Here is a 17,369-nt window from a genome sequence, read left to right on the forward strand (position 1 = left end):
GAACTCCCAGGCTTACCTAGTTAATTGAGATAACTGAGTTTCTCAATTTAACTAAGGTTAACTTTAGAGAACAGCCCCGGCGCACAGCCGGCTAACTGCAACCTGATGACCCATGCGTTTACTACTTTCTATCATGGGCATCACCTCCTTGTTGCCTAAGCGGACTTAGTTCTAATAAGGCAGAGTAATTACTCTGGGCTTTAACCTTGAATCAATATAACACATTAATTTTAGAAAAATGTGAGCCAAATGAAAAATCCCCCGGCGAAAGGCGAGGGATATATGAAAAATCAGATCATGATGAATTTCATCAAATCTTAGAGAGCGTTACCACGAGGCAATACTTCTTCAGGGAATATAAATTGTTCGTGAGGCTGATCTTGAGGAGCCATCCAAGCGCGGATACCCTCGTTCAGCAAAATGTTTTTGGTATAGAAAGTTTCAAATTCTGGGTCTTCGGCTGCCCGCAATTCTTGGGAGACGAAGTCATAAGCCCGCAGGTTGAGTGCTAAACCGACAATGCCAACGGCGCTCATCCACAAACCTGTCACTGGTACAAACAACATGAAGAAGTGCAACCAGCGCTTGTTGGAGAAGGCAATCCCGAATATCTGTGACCAGAATCGGTTTGCGGTCACCATTGAGTAGGTTTCTTCTGATTGGGTGGGGTTGAAGGCGCGGAAGGTGTTGGCGGCTTCACCGTCTTCAAACAAGGTGTTTTCGACTGTGGCACCGTGAATGGCGCACAACAGCGCTCCACCGAGTACACCTGCTACTCCCATCATGTGGAAGGGGTTGAGTGTCCAGTTGTGGAAGCCTTGCAAGAATAACAAGAACCGGAAGATTGCGGCTACGCCAAAGCTGGGTGCAAAGAACCAAGACGATTGTCCCAAGGGGTACATCAGGAAGACGCTGACGAATACCGCGATGGGTGCTGAGAATGCTAGGGCGTTGTATGGACGGATGCCTACTAGTCGCGCAATTTCAAATTGCCGCAACATGAAGCCGATTAAGCCAAAGGCTCCGTGTAGCGCTACGAATGGCCATAATCCACCCAGTTGAATCCAACGGGTGAAGTCGCCTTGCGCTTCTGGCCCCCACAACAGTAATAGGGAATGTCCCATACTGTCTGCTGGGGTTGATACTGCTACTGTTAGGAAGTTGCAGCCTTCTAGGTATGATGATGCTAATCCGTGGGTGTACCAGGAGGTGACGAAGGTTGTACCGGTTAACCAACCGCCTAGTGCGAGGAAGGCGCAGGGGAATAATAATATTCCTGACCAACCTACGAATACGAAGCGATCGCGTTTTAACCAGTCGTCTAGTTCGTCAAACCACCCTCTTCTACTGGGGGCCCGTCCTACTGCGATGGTCATGAGAGTGAATCTCCAAATATTTTCTTATAAGTACAGTTCTGCTTGTAGGCTCTTTTGTAGCAGCCTCTTCTATGCAGATTTTTAACTGGTTTGTCAATCCAGTTTACAATTTTTTACTGACTCTAATAATTCTAGGTGAAAATCGTGATTTTTTCCAGTGGATTCTGAATCAAATTTAATCTTGGGAAAGTCAGGAAGTGGAGTGTCGGGAGTTGGGAGTGGGGTTTGAGGAAATTTTCTTAGTTCCAGAATTCTCTAATTTAAATGTTATGTTCTAGGCTTTAACCCCCAATCCTGAATCCTCGAACGCTAAAATGAGTGCTACAGCTATGTTTGATTAATCCTAAATGTTTACCATTGACATAAGTGTAAGAAACACCGCTTTCCCTATATCTATACAGCGTAAGTCGACAGAGGATGCTGAGGCTGTCTATCAGCTAATTTTGGCAGCAATGCGTTCTGGCAATCCTGATATTGTGGAACTCAAGTGTGAAGGTAAGACAGAGAAAAAAATCGCTGTTCGCGCTAGTGAAATTTCTGGGGTACAGATTATTCAGAAAGATGGTGTCAGTACTAGCAGTGGCAGACCACCCGGCTTTTTTGCCTTGGCTGGTGAGTAAGGTGTAGCAATGGCAGAAGTGGGCATTCAAGTCAAAGACTTAAATTTCAGTTGGCCTAATGGTGAGATAGCCGTTAAGTCTTGCTCTCTAGAAGTTCCCAAAGGTGAATTTTGGATGCTTTTGGGTACTAATGGCAGTGGCAAATCAACTCTCCTCCGACTACTGGCGGGGCTGTTGCAACCTCAGTCTGGTGAAATTGGTATTTTACCCCCTGTCGGTTTTGTGTTCCAAAATCCCGATCATCAGTTGGTGATGCCAACTGTTGGTGCGGATGTGGCTTTTGGTCTGGTGGAAGAAAAACTGCCGCCTGCAACGGTGAGAGCAAGGGTTGCGGAAGCTTTAGGGGCCGTGAATTTGCTGCAACTGCAATTACGCCCTATATATGCTTTGAGTGGGGGACAGAAACAGCGTGTGGCTATTGCTGGTGCGATCGCTCGTCACTGTGAAATCTTATTATTAGATGAACCCACGGCTTTACTCGATCCTGATAGCCAACTAGATTTAGTGGCTGGTGTCCACCGCCTAGTCAAAAGTCGGGGTATTACAGCTTTATGGGTGACTCATCGCCTAGATGAGTTGAATTACTGCGACGGTGCTTTCTTACTAGATAAAGGTTCTTTAGTTGATTGGGGTGAACCTCAACGCCTCAAACAACGATTGATGACAGTCAATGATGAATTACCCTAAATGCTGAAGCTAATTCATCAATAATTATTAACATATACAACGCGTCTTATTAAAGGCGCGTTTATATTTTTGATCCAACAGAATAGGTTACAGGGAGGAGTAAAAACGCTAGTAACAAAAGGGTTTTCAGCCTCTCAATTGATTGATGAAATTATCCTCTCTGCTACTCGTCTTCTGAAATGAACAGCTTTTTCTAGTTTAATTTTGCAATCTCTTCGCATTATTTTGTGATTTGTAACATAGTGTTACAGGTAATGCTTCAATTACTATAAAAGTTATGAATGGATTGTGTTAACTCTCTTAAATTGTGATTAAAAACCATGCCCCGTTCCTCAGCCCCAGCCGTTCTGTTAGTGGACGGCTACAATATAATTGGCGCTTGGCCTTGTCTGAAAAACACCCGTGATAGTGCTGGCTTAGAGGCAGCACGAGGAGAACTGGTCGAAGCGATGATCGGTTACAGTGCTTTTCAAGGTTATGAAACGCAAATAGTTTTCGATGCTCAATATCATAACGCTTCTAGTAATAGGGAAGTTATTACAGAACTTGTTTCAGTTTATTACACTGATTTTGGGCAAACAGCAGATACATACATCGAAAAGTTTTGTGCCTCTTTGCGTTCACAAATTGCTGCTTCTCGTGTTTCACGCATGATTGTGGCTACTTCAGACAGAGCGCAACAATTGGTGGTACAAGGTTACGGGGCAGAATGGTTATCAGCACAACAACTGTGTAATGCTGTGGAAACGACAGTTTGTCGAGTACGTCAAAAATATCAAACGCGCAAAAAATCCAATAGTCGATTTTTAGCTAGTGCTATTGATGATAAATCGCGGCAAAAGTTGGCAGCATTACGAATGGGATTGCAGTAATTATTGCTATCCAAAAGTCTCTAATCTGCCTCTAGAAGGGGTCGTTGGGGAAAATCATCGGAAAAATTAGGGTTGGGAAAAAAGTTGGCGAAAGTACTTGCTATTTCTGAGTGACTACGCTAACATTAGAAACTGTGAGCGACAGCATTCCTCAGTAGCTCAGTGGTAGAGCGATCGACTGTTAATCGATTGGTCGCTGGTTCGAATCCAGCCTGGGGAGTTTTTAAAAGTATGAAGGATAAAGTATGAAGTATGAAAAACCAGATTTCAAACTTCGTACTTCATCTTACCAAGACCTATGGTCACTAGATGACAATGTAGTTTTTCTTAATCATGGTTCTTATGGTGCTTGTCCGAAAGCGGTGTTAAGGATGCAGCAGAGTTTGCGATCGCAGTTGGAACAAGACCCAGTAAATTTTTTTGGGAGACAGTGGGAACCGCTGTTAGACAACGCCAGGAGCAAGTTAGCAGCTTTTATTAGTGCTGATGTTAAAGATTTAGTATTTGTCCCGAATGCTACAACAGGTGTGAATTCAGTGTTGCGTTCTCTGACTTTTTCACCTGATGACGAAATTCTGACAACTAACCATGAGTACAACGCTTGCCGCAATGCTTTAAACTTTATTGCTAGTCGCACTGGTGCAAGGGTAGTTGTAGCCAAGATTCCTTTTCCCTTAGAGTCTCCACAGCAGATAATTGCAGCAGTATTAGAGAAAGTTTCAGCCAAAACCCGATTAGCATTATTAGATCATATAACCAGCCAGACAGGGGTAATCTTTCCTATGCAGCAGCTAGTGAAAGAGTTGCAGGCGCGGGATGTCGAGACATTGATAGATGGCGCTCATGCACCAGGAATGATTTCTCTGAATATGCAGGAGATTGGTGCAACTTACTATAGCGGAAATTGTCATAAATGGCTTTCTGCACCTAAAGGAGCAGCATTTTTGTATGTGCAGCGGGATAAACAACCAGAAATTCATCCGCTAACAATTAGTCACGGTGCTAATTCACCGCGCACCGATAAAAGCCGCTTTCAGTTGGAATTTGATTGGACAGGTACAGATGATCCTACAGGTTATATGTGCGTACCAGAAGCGATCGCTTTTATGAGTTCTCTGTTACCTGGTGGTTGGCTAGAATTAATGCAGCGAAACCATCAGTTAGTTTTACAAGCAAGACAGCTACTGTGTAAAGAATTAGAAGTACAACCACCTTGTCCAGAAGAGATGATTGGTTCTATGGCTGTTGTACCCATACCTGTTAGTTTGGAAAATTGTAGTCATGTCTGGCTACATGATGAATTATTTGATCAATTTGGCATTCAAGTACAAGTAGTCCCTTGGCAGGAATCACCGGGAATGCTCATTAGGATTTCAGCCCAAATTTACAATACTTTAGATCAGTATCAGTATTTGGCAACAGCACTCAAAAGTTTATACAGATAAATCTGACTTTTGATGAAAATTTAGGTTGCTCTGGGAAAATTATTTTGTCTTTTCAGTCTTGCTGCAACTGTGATGTTAGCAACGAAGATAGCATCGAGTACCATCTACTTTGAATTTGTGCTGTTGTCTCATCTGTAGAATGGGAACTTAACCTTAAACTAAATTTCTTTCTGTAAAACAGAATACTATTTGCCAAACTTTCCGGATACACATTCAGAAACTAAGTAGCAGTAAATATTAGAGTTCACAATAAATATCTGCTATGCGTGTTACATTTTCACTTTTAGTTTCTAGTTTGGTGTTTGGTTCTTTGGTTTTTAACGGTTCAGACCAGTTAAATAGCTCACATAAACTGATTGGTGATGCAGAAGGAAAAATGTTGTTATCGGCCAAGCCTAAACCTAAACCCAAATCTAATGAGCCAGAAAATCCCACTCCTCATCGCGGTAGTGGACGCAGAGATTTAATTGAATCTCTCAATAATGCTTTTCCTGCTGCGTAGAAGTTGTTCAGGCTAAAATCAGCTTGTGGCGAAATAATCTTAATAAATCCCGAAAAAAATTTAATATTCTCTCAGTATTCCATCCTTAAAGTCTTGTTCTAGAAAGTGTTTGCCTCTTTTCATTAGCAACACCAAGCAACCGTGCTGAATTTATAACATCACCTATTCCTTGAATCAGATAATTTTTTGAGATTTTACACTTCAAAATCAAGGGCATCTCATTCAAATATTTTTTAACCTGGCGGAGAAATCTGCATCTAGCCAGAGTATAAGTGCGATCGCTTCATCCCTGTACAGAGAGCGATAACATAAGAACAAACTAATATTGATGCTGTGTTATGGCAACCCAACTCAGTGAAGCTCAATCGCCAGCTGAAATGGTAATCTCTTGGGAAACGTTGCCCGATGATTATCAATTAGAGGATGAACCTGTGGAGAATACCAATCAGCCAATTTTGGCTGGTGCTTTGCGTGAAAGCCTAGAAATTAGTGGATTCATCCAACCACAGATGTTGATAGCCTCGAATTTTGGTCTTTGTGCGACTGTCAATGGACAATTAATTCTCAAAGCACCTGATTGGGTTTATGTTCCAGCTGTTAATCAAGTTCTGAGCGATCGCAAAAGTTATACTTCTAATTTAGAAGGAGATGTGCCGACTGTTGTGATGGAATTTTTATCCGACACTGAAGGCGGTGAATATTCTGTCAAGCGCACCTATCCGCCAGGAAGATGGTTTTTTTATGAGCAAATTTTGCAAGTTCCCACATACATTGTTTTTGAACCAGATGGTGGTTTATTAGAATTTTACCAACTGGAAAATAAACGTTATGAGTTGCAGCTACCCGACGAAAACGGTCGTTATTTCGTTGCGTCAATGAATTTATATTTGGGAACTTGGCAAGGTACGAAAGAAGCTCGAACAGGTTATTGGTTGCGCTGGTGGGACACACAAGGCAATTTATTACCGTGGGCTGTAGAAAAAATTGAACAGGAACACCAACGCGCTGAACAAGAACGCCAGCAAAAAGAACGATTGATGGCTTATTTAGCATCTCAGGGTATCGACCCCAATAATTTGCCACCTTTGTAATAGCCATTAAAGACGAACAGATGTTCGCCCTTACTTATTTAAACGCTAGTTTTCTCTTTTTCTATCTCGTTCTTTTTAATGCCGTTGATGAACATTGGCACAAACTTATCCATAAACTCTTGTGGGTTACGCTGCCAAGCTTTTTGCGCTGCTTGAATTCTGGTAAATTGCAATTCAGGGGCAAGTAAAGCTTGTGGTAGGCGTTCCATTAGGTACTGGGGACGTTCCCACAATGGCATAGTGTTTGCCACTTCTACCAGCCTTGTAACGCGGCGCAGTTCTGCGCCTAGGGTAATATCCATACCTGATTCGTAGGCGGCTTGTTCAATGGCGGCATATTTACGCTTGGCTTGCTCAACTTTTTGCCGATGTTCTGGACTTTTATCGGCTATTTGGGCTAACCAACGGTTTCCCCAACGGACGTGTCCGGCTTCTTCTGGCAGGATTTTTTCGATGGTTTCGCGGATTTTGATGTTTTCTTCGGTTTGTGGTGCTTGCTTTAACGCGTAAATGTGGGCAGAGAAATACTCACAGCCGCGTTTTTCGGTGATGTTGATTGCTGCCATTCCAGCAATTATGGTGTCATCCAAGTTAGTTTTTGGGTCGTGATTACTTTTATCTAGCAGCCATTCAAATTCATCGATATAAGGCATTCCAGGGGGATTTCCAACATCGGCTCCCAGTTCTACTAATAAATCAGTTAGCCACATAGCGTGACGCGCTTCATCAGCAATGTGATGTGATAAATCTCGCACTAGTTCTCGTGGCTGTCCGTTTAGTTTTTCAATTACCTCGGTTAGGTCTTTGCAGCTCCGTTGTTCGCTGTAGCGGTAGCGGTTGAGGGTCATTAGATGTAGTTCGCGATCGCTAACTACCCGTTTTAAGATATCTCTTGCACCTAGACTATTCTGGAATTTTCGTGGGTAAGTAACTGTCATAGTATGAAGTTTTATTAACTGTCATTTTTGATGCTATCTCAGTTTTTTCTTCCTTGCCGGAAACCAGAATGATGATTTTTTGTAAAAGTGACCATGAGCCAGAATATCAGCAATTCCTGACTTTTACGAATCTGAGCCACACAATAATACTCATTACAGGCTCGCAAATATTAAGATTTGTTTTATTTAGCCTATAAAAAACAAAACGGTAACTTAAGCTACAGTTTTTTTGTTATATTCATAAATGAAAGGACTATCAGCTAAAAATATATAACTAAAACCTTAAGGGGGACTGAAGTATGTCTATTCAAGAAAAATCTCGTGCATTGATGGTGCGTCAACATCAACAAGTTAAAAACCGTCAACAATCAATGCTGATGCGGGCTGCACAAGAACTCGGTCTTCCTGAAGAAGCATCCAATTACTGGAATCCCATTCAAGGCAAGATAGACCAAACTGCACGGACGATTTATGGCAGTAGTAACGCTTCGATGAGCTAGGTTAAAAAAGTTGTCAATAGCGTTAACTCATAAAAAAAGCCACCTCTCAAGGTGGCTGTGAAAAATCACTACTGAATATAATTAGCAGTCGTAATAGAGATAAAACTCATAAGGATGAGGACGTAACTGCAACTGCTCAACTTCATTAGCCAGTTTGTAGTCAATCCAATTTTGGATGAAGTCTTCTGTGAACACGCCTGTTTCGGTTAAGAAAGCGTGATCATTCTCTAAGGCTGCCAATGCTTTATCCAGAGAACCAGGAGTAGAAGGAACCTTCGCCAGTTCTGCTGGAGACAGTTCATAAATATTCTTATCTAAAGGCTCACCTGGATCAATTTTGTTCTTGATACCATCCAAGCCAGCACAAAGCATGGCTGCAAATGCCAAGTAAGGGTTAGAAGTAGCGTCTGGACAACGGAACTCTAGGCGTTTTGCTTTGGGGTTTGTGCCAGAGAGAGGAATACGCACAGAAGCAGAACGGTTTCCTTGGGAGTAAGCCAAGTTAACAGGTGCTTCATAACCTGGTACGAGACGCTTGTAGGAGTTGGTTGTGGGGTTAGTGATGCCTAATAGTGCTGGTGCGTGTTTAAGAATGCCACCAATGTAATGTAGTGCCATTTCACTCAAACCAGCATACTTATCGCCTGCAAATAAAGGCTTGCCATCTTTCCAAATGGACTGGTGACAGTGCATACCAGAACCGTTATCGCCAAAAATTGGTTTTGGCATAAAGGTAACGGTTTTGCCGTATTTCTTGGCGACGTTCTTGATGACGTATTTGTAGGTCATTAGCCAGTCAGCCGCTTCAATTAACTTACCAAAGCGGAAGCCGAGTTCACACTGACCACCAGTTGCAACTTCGTGGTGTTGCTTTTCAATGGGGACACCGCACTGTGCCATTGTCAGCAACATTTCTGTCCGAATGTCTTGGAAACTGTCGGTTGGCGAAACTGGGAAGTAACCTTCTTTGAAGCGTGGTTTGTAACCTAGGTTGGGGCCTTCTTGTCTACCAGAGTTCCAACGACCTTCTACAGAGTCTACGTAGTAGTAGCCGGAGTTGGCAGTTTGGTCAAAGCGGACATCATCAAAAATGAAGAATTCAGCTTCTGGCCCAAAGAAAGTAGTATCACCAATACCAGTAGAAACTAGATAATCAACAGCTTTTTGGGCAATAACGCGTGGGCAACGGTTGTACCATTCCCCTGTGCGGGGTTCCTTAATGCTACAAATTATGCTTAGGGTTGGCTCTGCCATGAATGGGTCAATCCAAGCTGTGTTGGGATCTAACACCATTGTCATGTCTGATTCTTCGATACCTTTCCAACCCCGAATGCTGGAACCGTCGAAAGGTACGCCATCAGAGAAAGAACTTTCATCGATTTGGTTATGGTACACGGTCAAGTGCTGCCATGTTCCTGGTGTATCGATGAATTTCAGATCAATCATCTGAATGTTTTGGTCTTGGATCAACTTCAAGACTTCTTGTGGGGTTGTCATTGTTACTCCTTCTCTGCCAATTTCCTATTGTAAAACCAGAATCTGCCAAAGCATTCTAACCCTACTGATCCGCACCAAGTTGTGACACACCTGGATTATCGTAAAGATTTGAGATTAGAGAATTATGTAGTTTTTGTTACAGATTCTCTGGATTACAGGTTATATTAACCTTTCGCACGTCATCTGTACAAAACTGGAAAGTTCATTTCATCGGGGACAACTTTGGCATAGAATCCTTAAATAGCGGATAGATTGTTTTTGTGCAGAACTTATTTTAAATAGCACAAAAATTTACTGGTGCGTAAGTGCAGCCAAATAAATATCAAACCATAGAAAGCAACGATTGGGAGAAAAAGGAATGCGCGATGCAGTCACAAGTTTAATTAAGAATTATGACGTAGCTGGACGTTATTTTGACCGGAATGCGATCGACAGTCTGAAATCTTATTTTGAAAGTGGTACAGCGCGGGTACAAGCTGCTGCTGCGATCAATTCAAATGCAGCTGCAATTGTCAAGCAGGCTGGTTCTAAATTATTTGAAGAACTACCAGAATTGATTCGTCCTGGTGGAAACGCCTATACAACTCGTCGTTATGCAGCTTGTCTGCGGGATATGGACTATTATCTCCGCTACGCTACTTATGCGCTGGTTGCTGGTAACACCAATGTTTTAGATGAGCGCGTACTCCAAGGTTTGAGAGAAACTTACAATTCTCTAGGAGTACCCATTGGCCCAACAGTTCGCGGTGTCCAGTTAATGAAGGATATGGTCAAGGAACAAGTAGCAGCAGCAGGTGTCGCTAATACTGCTTTTGTGGATGAGCCTTTTGACCACATCACCCGCGAGTTGAGTGAGCAGGATGTTTAAAAGCCGAGCATGAAACAGAGACTAATAACTAGTCATCTGTATTTTTATTGCTACTGTGTATGTCTGTTATCTAAATTTTTGTAAAGCGATCGCCTCTTGTTTTTGAGAAAGAGCGATCGCTTTTTTTACAGCTATTGCACTTAAGGAGTAATCTTCAACTGATGCCTGTGAGAAATATCTATCATGTCGCAGTTGTTCAAGCATTGTTAGCAGCAGGTATTCCTTGAACAAAAATACTATGCTTATAAAGTATACTATAATACATAGTGTATGACTAATGCCAATAGTTTCATGAGCATTAATGATCTAGAATTTTTGCACGGTGCAGCTTTTCTCCGACTTCTCAAAGGAACACCTTATATATCCATAAGTTATTTATCTTGCATTCATCCATCTCTTTATCTCACTGAAAGTAAAAATAAACAATCCGCTATTTTATTTAAAATATCGAAAAAGCCCAATTCTTCTTGGTCATTTAGCTTCAGTTCACAGGAAGAATTTGCGCTGATAAGCTTTCATAAAAGCTATCCTGATATCAAACTTTTTATAGCATTAATTTGTCATCGAGATGGGATTTGTTGTCTATCAGAAGAACAATTATGGACAATACTGGATCAAAATGAGGGTTTAGCAAATCAGCGTATTTCTGTGAAGCGAGAACTAAGAGGAAGCTATTATGTTAAAGGTACAGGGAGAGTTCCTTTAGAGCGGACAATACCTCAAAATAATTGGCCGGATGCAATTTTATCAGCATAAAAAACTTATGACACATACTCCTATTGAAATCAATGGCGACTGTATTGATAGACTAATTAAAAAATTAGAGAAAAAAATTGGGCAGAAAGAAGCAAATAAGCTTAAAGAAACCGCTATTGAAGTTGTTCAAAATTGTGTCAATGTTTATTCGGAAAACTTTGGTATTGGTGATGTTGGAAAAAATAGTTCAGGTTTAGTCGGTCAACTTTATAAAGGACAAGACCCTATTCCAAATGGTACAACAGGACTTATTTATGGTCGAGTTCAAAGTGGTAAAACTAATACAACTATTGCAACTTTAGCACTGGCTCATGAAAATAATTTTCGTTGTTTTATTGTCTTAACATCTGATAATACTTGGTTAGGAAAACAAACGGCTGATCGATTTAACAATCAAATTAAAGGCCCTGCTTTTTTTGATTGGGAAGCATGGAAAAAAGACCCTGACTATTTTGCAGAAACTAAAGTTATCCCTTATATCAAGGATAGAGGTATCGTATTAGTCTCTACAAAAAATGTTCATCACTTAGAAAATTTATTCAAGGTTTTAAAAAAAGCTAAAGTCAAATATGTCCCTACAGTAATTTTTGATGATGAAGCAGATAATGCTAGTTTAAATACGAATGAATCTAAACAAGCTAGACAAGGTAAAGATACGATTTCAGATAGTGCAATTTTTGAAAAAATAGGTCTAATTCGTCAAGAAGTTGCTAATCATATCTATATTCAAATCACTGCAACTCCTCAGAGTTTATTATTACAAAAACTCTCTCATCCCTGTAAACCAAAATTTTGTGCAGCACTGCCAAAGCCAGGAGATGGTTATATGGGAGGAGAGTTATTTTTTACTAAGCACAGTAACTATTCTTGTATTGTAGATGCTGAAGAAATTAACCTATTGAAGAAACAAAAAGGTTCAATTAATCCTGGGAACCAATGGATAATTCCGGAAGGATTAAGACTTGCATTGTGTTGCTTCTTTTTAGGTTCAACTTACAAAATGTTATCGTCGGATCAAGAAGATGCAAAATATTCCTTTCTTGCTCATATTTGTTATAAACAAGATATACATAGTGTTTTAGAAAAAGTTATTGGTCAATTTGTGATTAATTTAGATAAGGCGATTAGAGAAAAAAGTTCCGAAACAGAAAATAAACAAGCTAAAAAATGGTTAGAAAAAGCTTATGAAGAGTTAAGCAAAACTGCCTCTGGCTTACCTACACTAGATGAATTAATAGATGAATTGAAAAGCCAAATTGGTAGTGTAATTACCCCTAAAATAATCAATGCAAATAATCCTGACAAACAACCTAATTATAATCCGGGTATGAACATATTAATAGGAGGTAATAGGTTGGGTCGGGGAGTTACAATTGAAGGTTTAATGGTAACTTATTATGGACGTGATGCAAAACAAAAAATGGTAGATACGGTTCATCAACATGCTCGAATGTATGGTTATCGTCCACAACTGAAAGATGTTACCCGTCTTTTTGTACCTGAACATATACTAAATTCTTTTCGCTCTATTCACGAAGCGGATGAATCAATGCGTCAAGCAATAGGAGATGACATTCATAATATTCAACTTCAACCTGTCTGGATAGGAGGAAATTTAAAACCAACCCGCTCTAATGTTTTAGATCCATCAGTTATTGATGTATTAGTCCCAGGTTCGTTAGTTTTTCCTCAGAATCCAGCTTATAAAAAAGAAGAAATTGAGCAAAATTTTGCAGAGATTGAAAAACTCTTAATTAATTATCAAGATAATGATCTATATGATGAAGTAGATATAGATTTTATCATTAAAATACTCGGTTATACGAAAAGTCATCATGTACCTTCGGAAAAATGGGAAGATAAACGTATAATCAAAGGTTTGACAGACATGAAATCGAAAGGTATGACAAAAGGACGTTTAAATGTTCGACGAGGTGAAAGAAATCATAATCAAGGATTAGATATGGCTAGAAAAGAACCGTTTCAATGGATGTTCGGATTCGGTTCAGGTAGGTGGTCAATAAAAGCTCAACAAGAATATACTGATGTTCCTACGTTAATTATTTGCTATCAGAAAGGAGAAAAACAAAATAAGGGGTGGGATGATCATCCAATCTACCTACCTATGCTAGTATTACCTAGACAAAAATTTGTTTTAATGTTTAATTATGCAGAAGATGAGTAATCAATAAAACTGCTATTTTAAGTTAAATAGTAATTCTATTCACTATTAGTAAGTTTAAATTGATGTGCTTCTAACGTCATAGTGCAGAGACTAGTTTAGACTGGTGAGTTTAGTGACTGTTAGTGAATCAATAATCGAGTTATGACAGACTGCTATCGTCAAGAGCAATTAGCTGTAAGCTGTTGTAGTGCGTATTTCACTATCTAATATGGCGACGATTAACGACAACTACCTGAAGTTGAAGGCTGGTTATCTGTTCCCGGAAATTGCGCGGCGGGTAAATGCTTTTGCGGAAGCTAACCCTGATGCTAAAGTTATTCGTTTGGGAATTGGCGATGTGACCGAACCTTTACCAGAAGCGTGCCGCACGGCGATGATTAAAGCTGTGGAAGAAATGGGCGATCGCGGAACTTTTAAAGGCTACGGCCCAGAACAAGGTTATGCTTGGTTAAGAGAAAAAATTGCTGCTCACGACTTCCACGCACGCGGCGCAGCTATAGACGCTGACGAAATCTTTATTTCTGATGGTTCCAAGTGCGATACAGGTAATATTCTTGATATCTTTGGTAACAACAACATCATTGCTGTTACTGACCCTGTATACCCTGTATACGTAGACACTAATGTGATGGCAGGACACACAGGATCAGCCAATGATAAAGGCGAATTTGAGGGCTTAGTATATCTGCCTGTGACCGCAGAAAATAACTTTACGGCGGAAATTCCGAGGGAAAAGGTCGATTTAATTTATCTGTGCTTTCCCAATAACCCAACTGGTGCAACTGCAACTAAAGAACATCTGCAAGCTTGGGTAGAATACGCCAAAGCCAACGGTTCAATTATTTTCTTTGATGCAGCTTACGAAGCGTATATTACAGATCCGAGCTTACCTCATTCTATTTACGAAATTGAGGGTGCGCGAGATTGTGCGATCGAATTTCGTTCTTTTTCTAAGAATGCAGGTTTTACGGGAACGCGTTGCGCTTTAACTGTTGTACCCAAAACTTTAAAAGCCAAAGCCGCAGATGGTTCCGATGTGGAACTGTGGAAACTCTGGAACCGCCGCCAGTCCACCAAGTTCAATGGCGTGTCCTACATTGTGCAAAGAGGTGCTGAAGCAGTTTATTTTGAAGATGGACAAGCACAAACAAAGGCTTTGGTAAGTTTCTATTTAGAAAACGCCAAAATTATTCGAGAAAAACTCACAGCCGCGGGACTGGCTGTTTATGGTGGTGTCAATGCGCCTTACGTGTGGGTGAAAACTCCCAATAGTCTTTCTAGTTGGGATTTCTTTGATAAATTGCTGCATACTTGCAATGTAGTTGGTACACCTGGCTCTGGTTTTGGTGCAGCGGGTGAAGGTTACTTCCGCATTTCTGCATTTAACAGCCGGGAAAATGTCGAAGAAGCCATGAAGCGAATTACGGAGAAGTTTAAGGTGTAGGAATTTGTGGTGGGCGAGGCAGCGCGTTAGGCGGCTCTGCCGTCTTGAAGCGACTGCCGCGCAAAGAGTTGCCGCTATAAGCTGTTAAGCATTTAATTTGCACATTGAGGCCGCAGGGGGGCAGGGGAGAGGGTTTGCAGCTTTTATTACCATGAACATGGTGCAACTTAAATGACGATTAGCTATAGCTAATCAATTGCAACGCTATAATTCTGTTCTTCCCATTTGTTGCTATCAATCCAAAAAAAAGTAAAGCTGATTGACTCTTTTTGATTGTCGGACACAGAAATATCTACAAAATTAACTCCTAACTTTGTAGAAGTAGAAGGCGTATCTTGTGTAGTTTGCCAATTATCATTTGACCAGTGCAATTGAAAAGATACTAAAGCTTGAATTCGCAATGTATAACCTCTTTTAACCTTGCCTATTTGACGATTAAATTTCCAAATTTCTAATGATTTACATTGCTTTCTTTCGCCTAAATATCGATTTGCCACCTCTGGAATTAAATCAAATACCTGACCTTCATGCGTTGACCGCAACAGTTTGATATATTCAGCGTGCGCCCACATTAAAGGCATTGCGGAACCTGTTGGTTTGCCTAAATACAGATGCACATCAGGTTTATCGACTTCATCCCAAACTTGTTCTGGAAGCAAACAAGTATTTGAAGCAAATCCTTCCATTGCTTTGATATATGTTTTGACATCACCACCAGCAGCTAATTCATAATGTCCTCTTTCTCCTGTTAAGAGAGGCCAAGCACGACCTTTACCCCACCTTGTATAAGCACTGCCGTCTTCTTGCTGTCCATAGCCGTCGTAATTATAACGATGCCAACAAGAACCAACAGGTGTATCTATTTTTAAGATTGCATCTATTACTTTGACAGAATCAACAATAATTGGGTCATCAGGTTTACGAATTCCATAACGTACCAGTTGTAAAAACCCGCCATCGACAATTTCTTTGGCTGGAAATACTGCTCGTTTACCAGGTGGTTGACTGCTGATCACAATAGTTCCCTGATTGGGATTTTCGTTAGGTTGAGAATTATTGATATCTGATGGAGTAATCCGAATATAATGCCGTTTGATGTCAGGAACTAAGGTTCCTTCGGTAGTAACTGTCCAGTCTTCAATATGAGATTCTAAAAAATCGGCGTACTCTTCGATAAATTGTGCTGTTGCTTTGTCGCCACGCTCACGAGCAAAGTTAGCTGCACAGATTAAGCCAGCAATATTACAAGCGAGTGTAGAAGGTGAATAGCCGCTACATTCTTCCCATCGTTCTTGTTGGGTAACTGGGCCGTGACGAATTAAATAACCCGCTGCCCGCAAAATCATGGGATAAATATCAAAGTTTAGTGGTACATTTTCTTGGTGTAAAAGCCACGCTAAAAGAATGGGAAATGCGACTTCATCGAGTTGGATACCTGTCCAGTAGGGTTCGCCATTAACCCAGAAGTTTTGAGCAAAACCTCCGTCTTCCTGCTGGCTGGTGGCGAGATAAATGAGCGATCGCACTGCTGTATCTGTTTCCCCAGCCGCCACTAAACCTGCTACACTGCTCACCATGTCCCGCGTCCATACCAAATGATATCCTCCTTGTTCTTGGTCATCTTTGGCTTCACCCCAAGGGATGGCGAGAGAGGCAATTAAAGCACCGGGATAAGTTTTGTCTTCATGTGCCAACAACAAACTAACGCTGTTGTGATACAACTTCCCATCATCATAAGAAACATTTTCTAATGATTTGATATCGCTGCGCGATCGCTTCCATTGTTCGTTATATTGCTGCTTCTGCTGTTCAAAAGGCAGATTCAGGGACTGAAACAATGTAGAAATTGCATTATGTAGAGTTGTGCCGAATGCCAACCCTAAAGTAAACTCGTTACTCTGCTCTAAATTTAGTTTTCCTGTCAGAGCTAAGTTACCATCCACAGCAGAGTCAAATTCCCAATCCATTTGGAAATCATCAGCTAAATCTGTCCAGCCATCACTTTGACCAACATAGCCGCAGGAAACACAAGTAAACGGGATTGTTGCACCTAGCGCCAGCCAAGTTCCGCCTTTTTCTGCTACAAGAATATTTTGTCCAGCTACTTCTACTGTGTAGCCATTATTATTTTTACCACTGACTTCTAAATGTGGCGCACACAAAGCGTATAAATGGAGTTGGTCAATAAACTTGCGCTCTCCTGTGATTTTTGTGTGCTGTAAAATACAGGATAAATGCGGGTCAGCGATCGCTTCTTTGATAATGGTATAACGCCCTTGTGGATCACAATTAGTGATGCGGTATCCTAAACCATGAGTCCACAGATGTTCTACTTTTGATTGCAGATGGCATTTCTCCTCGTGGAAAAAGCTTTTGCCATCAGAAATGAGATACTGTAAATCCCGAATTTGGGGTCTGTCTACTGTGGGATGGTAGATTTCAGTCAAAATCCCATTCCAAACGGTAAACCAAACCCGACTAGAAGTAGAGTAAGCTGTCCCTACTGCATCTTTATTTGCATGAGTCCATCGCGGCTCAATACCTGGTGAGCCAAAAGCATTTTCTTGACTAGGAATTTTCATGATTTA

General features: G+C 41.0%; 16 protein-coding genes and 1 tRNA gene. 12 read left to right on the top strand and 5 right to left on the bottom strand.

The features are described 5' to 3' along the window. Positions 1-317: 317 nt before the first annotated feature. Positions 318-1,376, bottom strand: a complete 1,059-nt coding sequence (gene psbD, locus AC504W_RS18620; RefSeq protein WP_494873734.1) for a photosystem II D2 protein (photosystem q(a) protein) — start codon at positions 1,374-1,376, stop codon at positions 318-320. A gap of 347 nt (positions 1,377-1,723) precedes the next feature. On the opposite strand from psbD, the gene AC504W_RS18625 reads away from it, so the two are divergent. The 7 genes from AC504W_RS18625 (at position 1,724) to AC504W_RS18655 (ending at position 6,593) form a co-directional block, all read left to right on the top strand. After that, positions 1,724-1,996 carry a UPF0367 protein family gene (locus tag AC504W_RS18625; RefSeq protein ID WP_229541639.1) on the top strand — a complete coding sequence of 91 codons (273 nt, stop codon included), beginning with the start codon at positions 1,724-1,726 and terminating at the stop codon, positions 1,994-1,996. A gap of 9 nt (positions 1,997-2,005) precedes the next feature. Then, the gene (locus AC504W_RS18630) at positions 2,006-2,683 is read left to right on the top strand and encodes an ABC transporter ATP-binding protein (RefSeq protein WP_103126074.1); all 678 of its coding nucleotides are present in this window, start codon (positions 2,006-2,008) and stop codon (positions 2,681-2,683) included. Between the two features lie 320 nt (positions 2,684-3,003). Beyond that, positions 3,004-3,555 (top strand): NYN domain-containing protein, encoded by a 552-nt coding sequence (locus AC504W_RS18635; RefSeq protein ID WP_494873736.1) that lies wholly within the window; start codon positions 3,004-3,006, stop codon positions 3,553-3,555. Between the two features lie 148 nt (positions 3,556-3,703). Beyond that, positions 3,704-3,775, top strand: a tRNA-Asn gene (locus tag AC504W_RS18640). Between the two features lie 25 nt (positions 3,776-3,800). Further along, positions 3,801-5,000 (top strand): aminotransferase class V-fold PLP-dependent enzyme, encoded by a 1,200-nt coding sequence (locus AC504W_RS18645; protein ID WP_494873737.1) that lies wholly within the window; start codon positions 3,801-3,803, stop codon positions 4,998-5,000. Between the two features lie 262 nt (positions 5,001-5,262). Then, positions 5,263-5,502: a heterocyst-inhibiting protein PatX gene (gene patX / locus AC504W_RS18650; RefSeq protein ID WP_096578807.1), complete on the top strand. Its 240-nt coding sequence runs from the start codon at positions 5,263-5,265 to the stop codon at positions 5,500-5,502. Between the two features lie 338 nt (positions 5,503-5,840). Continuing rightward, on the top strand, positions 5,841-6,593 hold the full coding sequence (locus tag AC504W_RS18655) for a Uma2 family endonuclease (protein WP_494873738.1): 753 nt from the start codon (positions 5,841-5,843) through the stop codon (positions 6,591-6,593). Between the two features lie 38 nt (positions 6,594-6,631). On the opposite strand, the gene AC504W_RS18660 is transcribed toward AC504W_RS18655, so the two are convergent. Continuing rightward, on the bottom strand, positions 6,632-7,531 hold the full coding sequence (locus tag AC504W_RS18660; RefSeq protein WP_494873739.1) for a ferritin-like domain-containing protein: 900 nt from the start codon (positions 7,529-7,531) through the stop codon (positions 6,632-6,634). A gap of 299 nt (positions 7,532-7,830) precedes the next feature. On the opposite strand from AC504W_RS18660, the gene gifA reads away from it, so the two are divergent. Beyond that, positions 7,831-8,031: a glutamine synthetase inactivation factor IF7A gene (gene gifA, locus AC504W_RS18665; RefSeq protein ID WP_096578811.1), complete on the top strand. Its 201-nt coding sequence runs from the start codon at positions 7,831-7,833 to the stop codon at positions 8,029-8,031. Positions 8,032-8,112: 81 nt separating this feature from the next. Here gifA and glnA read toward each other — a convergent pair whose 3' ends face one another. Then, on the bottom strand, positions 8,113-9,528 hold the full coding sequence (glnA, locus tag AC504W_RS18670) for a type I glutamate--ammonia ligase (protein ID WP_096578813.1): 1,416 nt from the start codon (positions 9,526-9,528) through the stop codon (positions 8,113-8,115). 358 nt (positions 9,529-9,886) lie between these two features. On the opposite strand from glnA, the gene apcB reads away from it, so the two are divergent. Beyond that, positions 9,887-10,396, top strand: coding sequence for an allophycocyanin subunit beta (gene apcB / locus AC504W_RS18675; protein ID WP_193892047.1), 510 nt, complete (start codon positions 9,887-9,889; stop codon positions 10,394-10,396). A gap of 66 nt (positions 10,397-10,462) precedes the next feature. Here apcB and AC504W_RS18680 read toward each other — a convergent pair whose 3' ends face one another. Continuing rightward, positions 10,463-10,600, bottom strand: coding sequence for a hypothetical protein (locus tag AC504W_RS18680; RefSeq protein WP_494873740.1), 138 nt, complete (start codon positions 10,598-10,600; stop codon positions 10,463-10,465). A gap of 66 nt (positions 10,601-10,666) precedes the next feature. On the opposite strand from AC504W_RS18680, the gene AC504W_RS18685 reads away from it, so the two are divergent. From AC504W_RS18685 to AC504W_RS18695, 3 genes are all read left to right on the top strand, one after another. After that, positions 10,667-11,152: a hypothetical protein gene (locus AC504W_RS18685; RefSeq protein ID WP_494873741.1), complete on the top strand. Its 486-nt coding sequence runs from the start codon at positions 10,667-10,669 to the stop codon at positions 11,150-11,152. A gap of 7 nt (positions 11,153-11,159) precedes the next feature. Then, complete coding sequence (locus AC504W_RS18690) at positions 11,160-13,337, top strand: Z1 domain-containing protein (RefSeq protein WP_494873742.1); 2,178 nt, start codon at positions 11,160-11,162, stop codon at positions 13,335-13,337. Positions 13,338-13,545: 208 nt separating this feature from the next. After that, a complete protein-coding gene (locus tag AC504W_RS18695; protein WP_494873743.1) occupies positions 13,546-14,781 on the top strand; it encodes an LL-diaminopimelate aminotransferase in 1,236 nt (411 codons plus the stop codon). 188 nt (positions 14,782-14,969) lie between these two features. Here AC504W_RS18695 and AC504W_RS18700 read toward each other — a convergent pair whose 3' ends face one another. Beyond that, positions 14,970-17,363, bottom strand: a complete 2,394-nt coding sequence (locus AC504W_RS18700; RefSeq protein ID WP_494873744.1) for a glycoside hydrolase family 15 protein — start codon at positions 17,361-17,363, stop codon at positions 14,970-14,972. Between the last annotated feature and the right edge of the window lie 6 nt (positions 17,364-17,369).

Source organism: Nostoc sp. C96 (assembly GCF_059384975.1).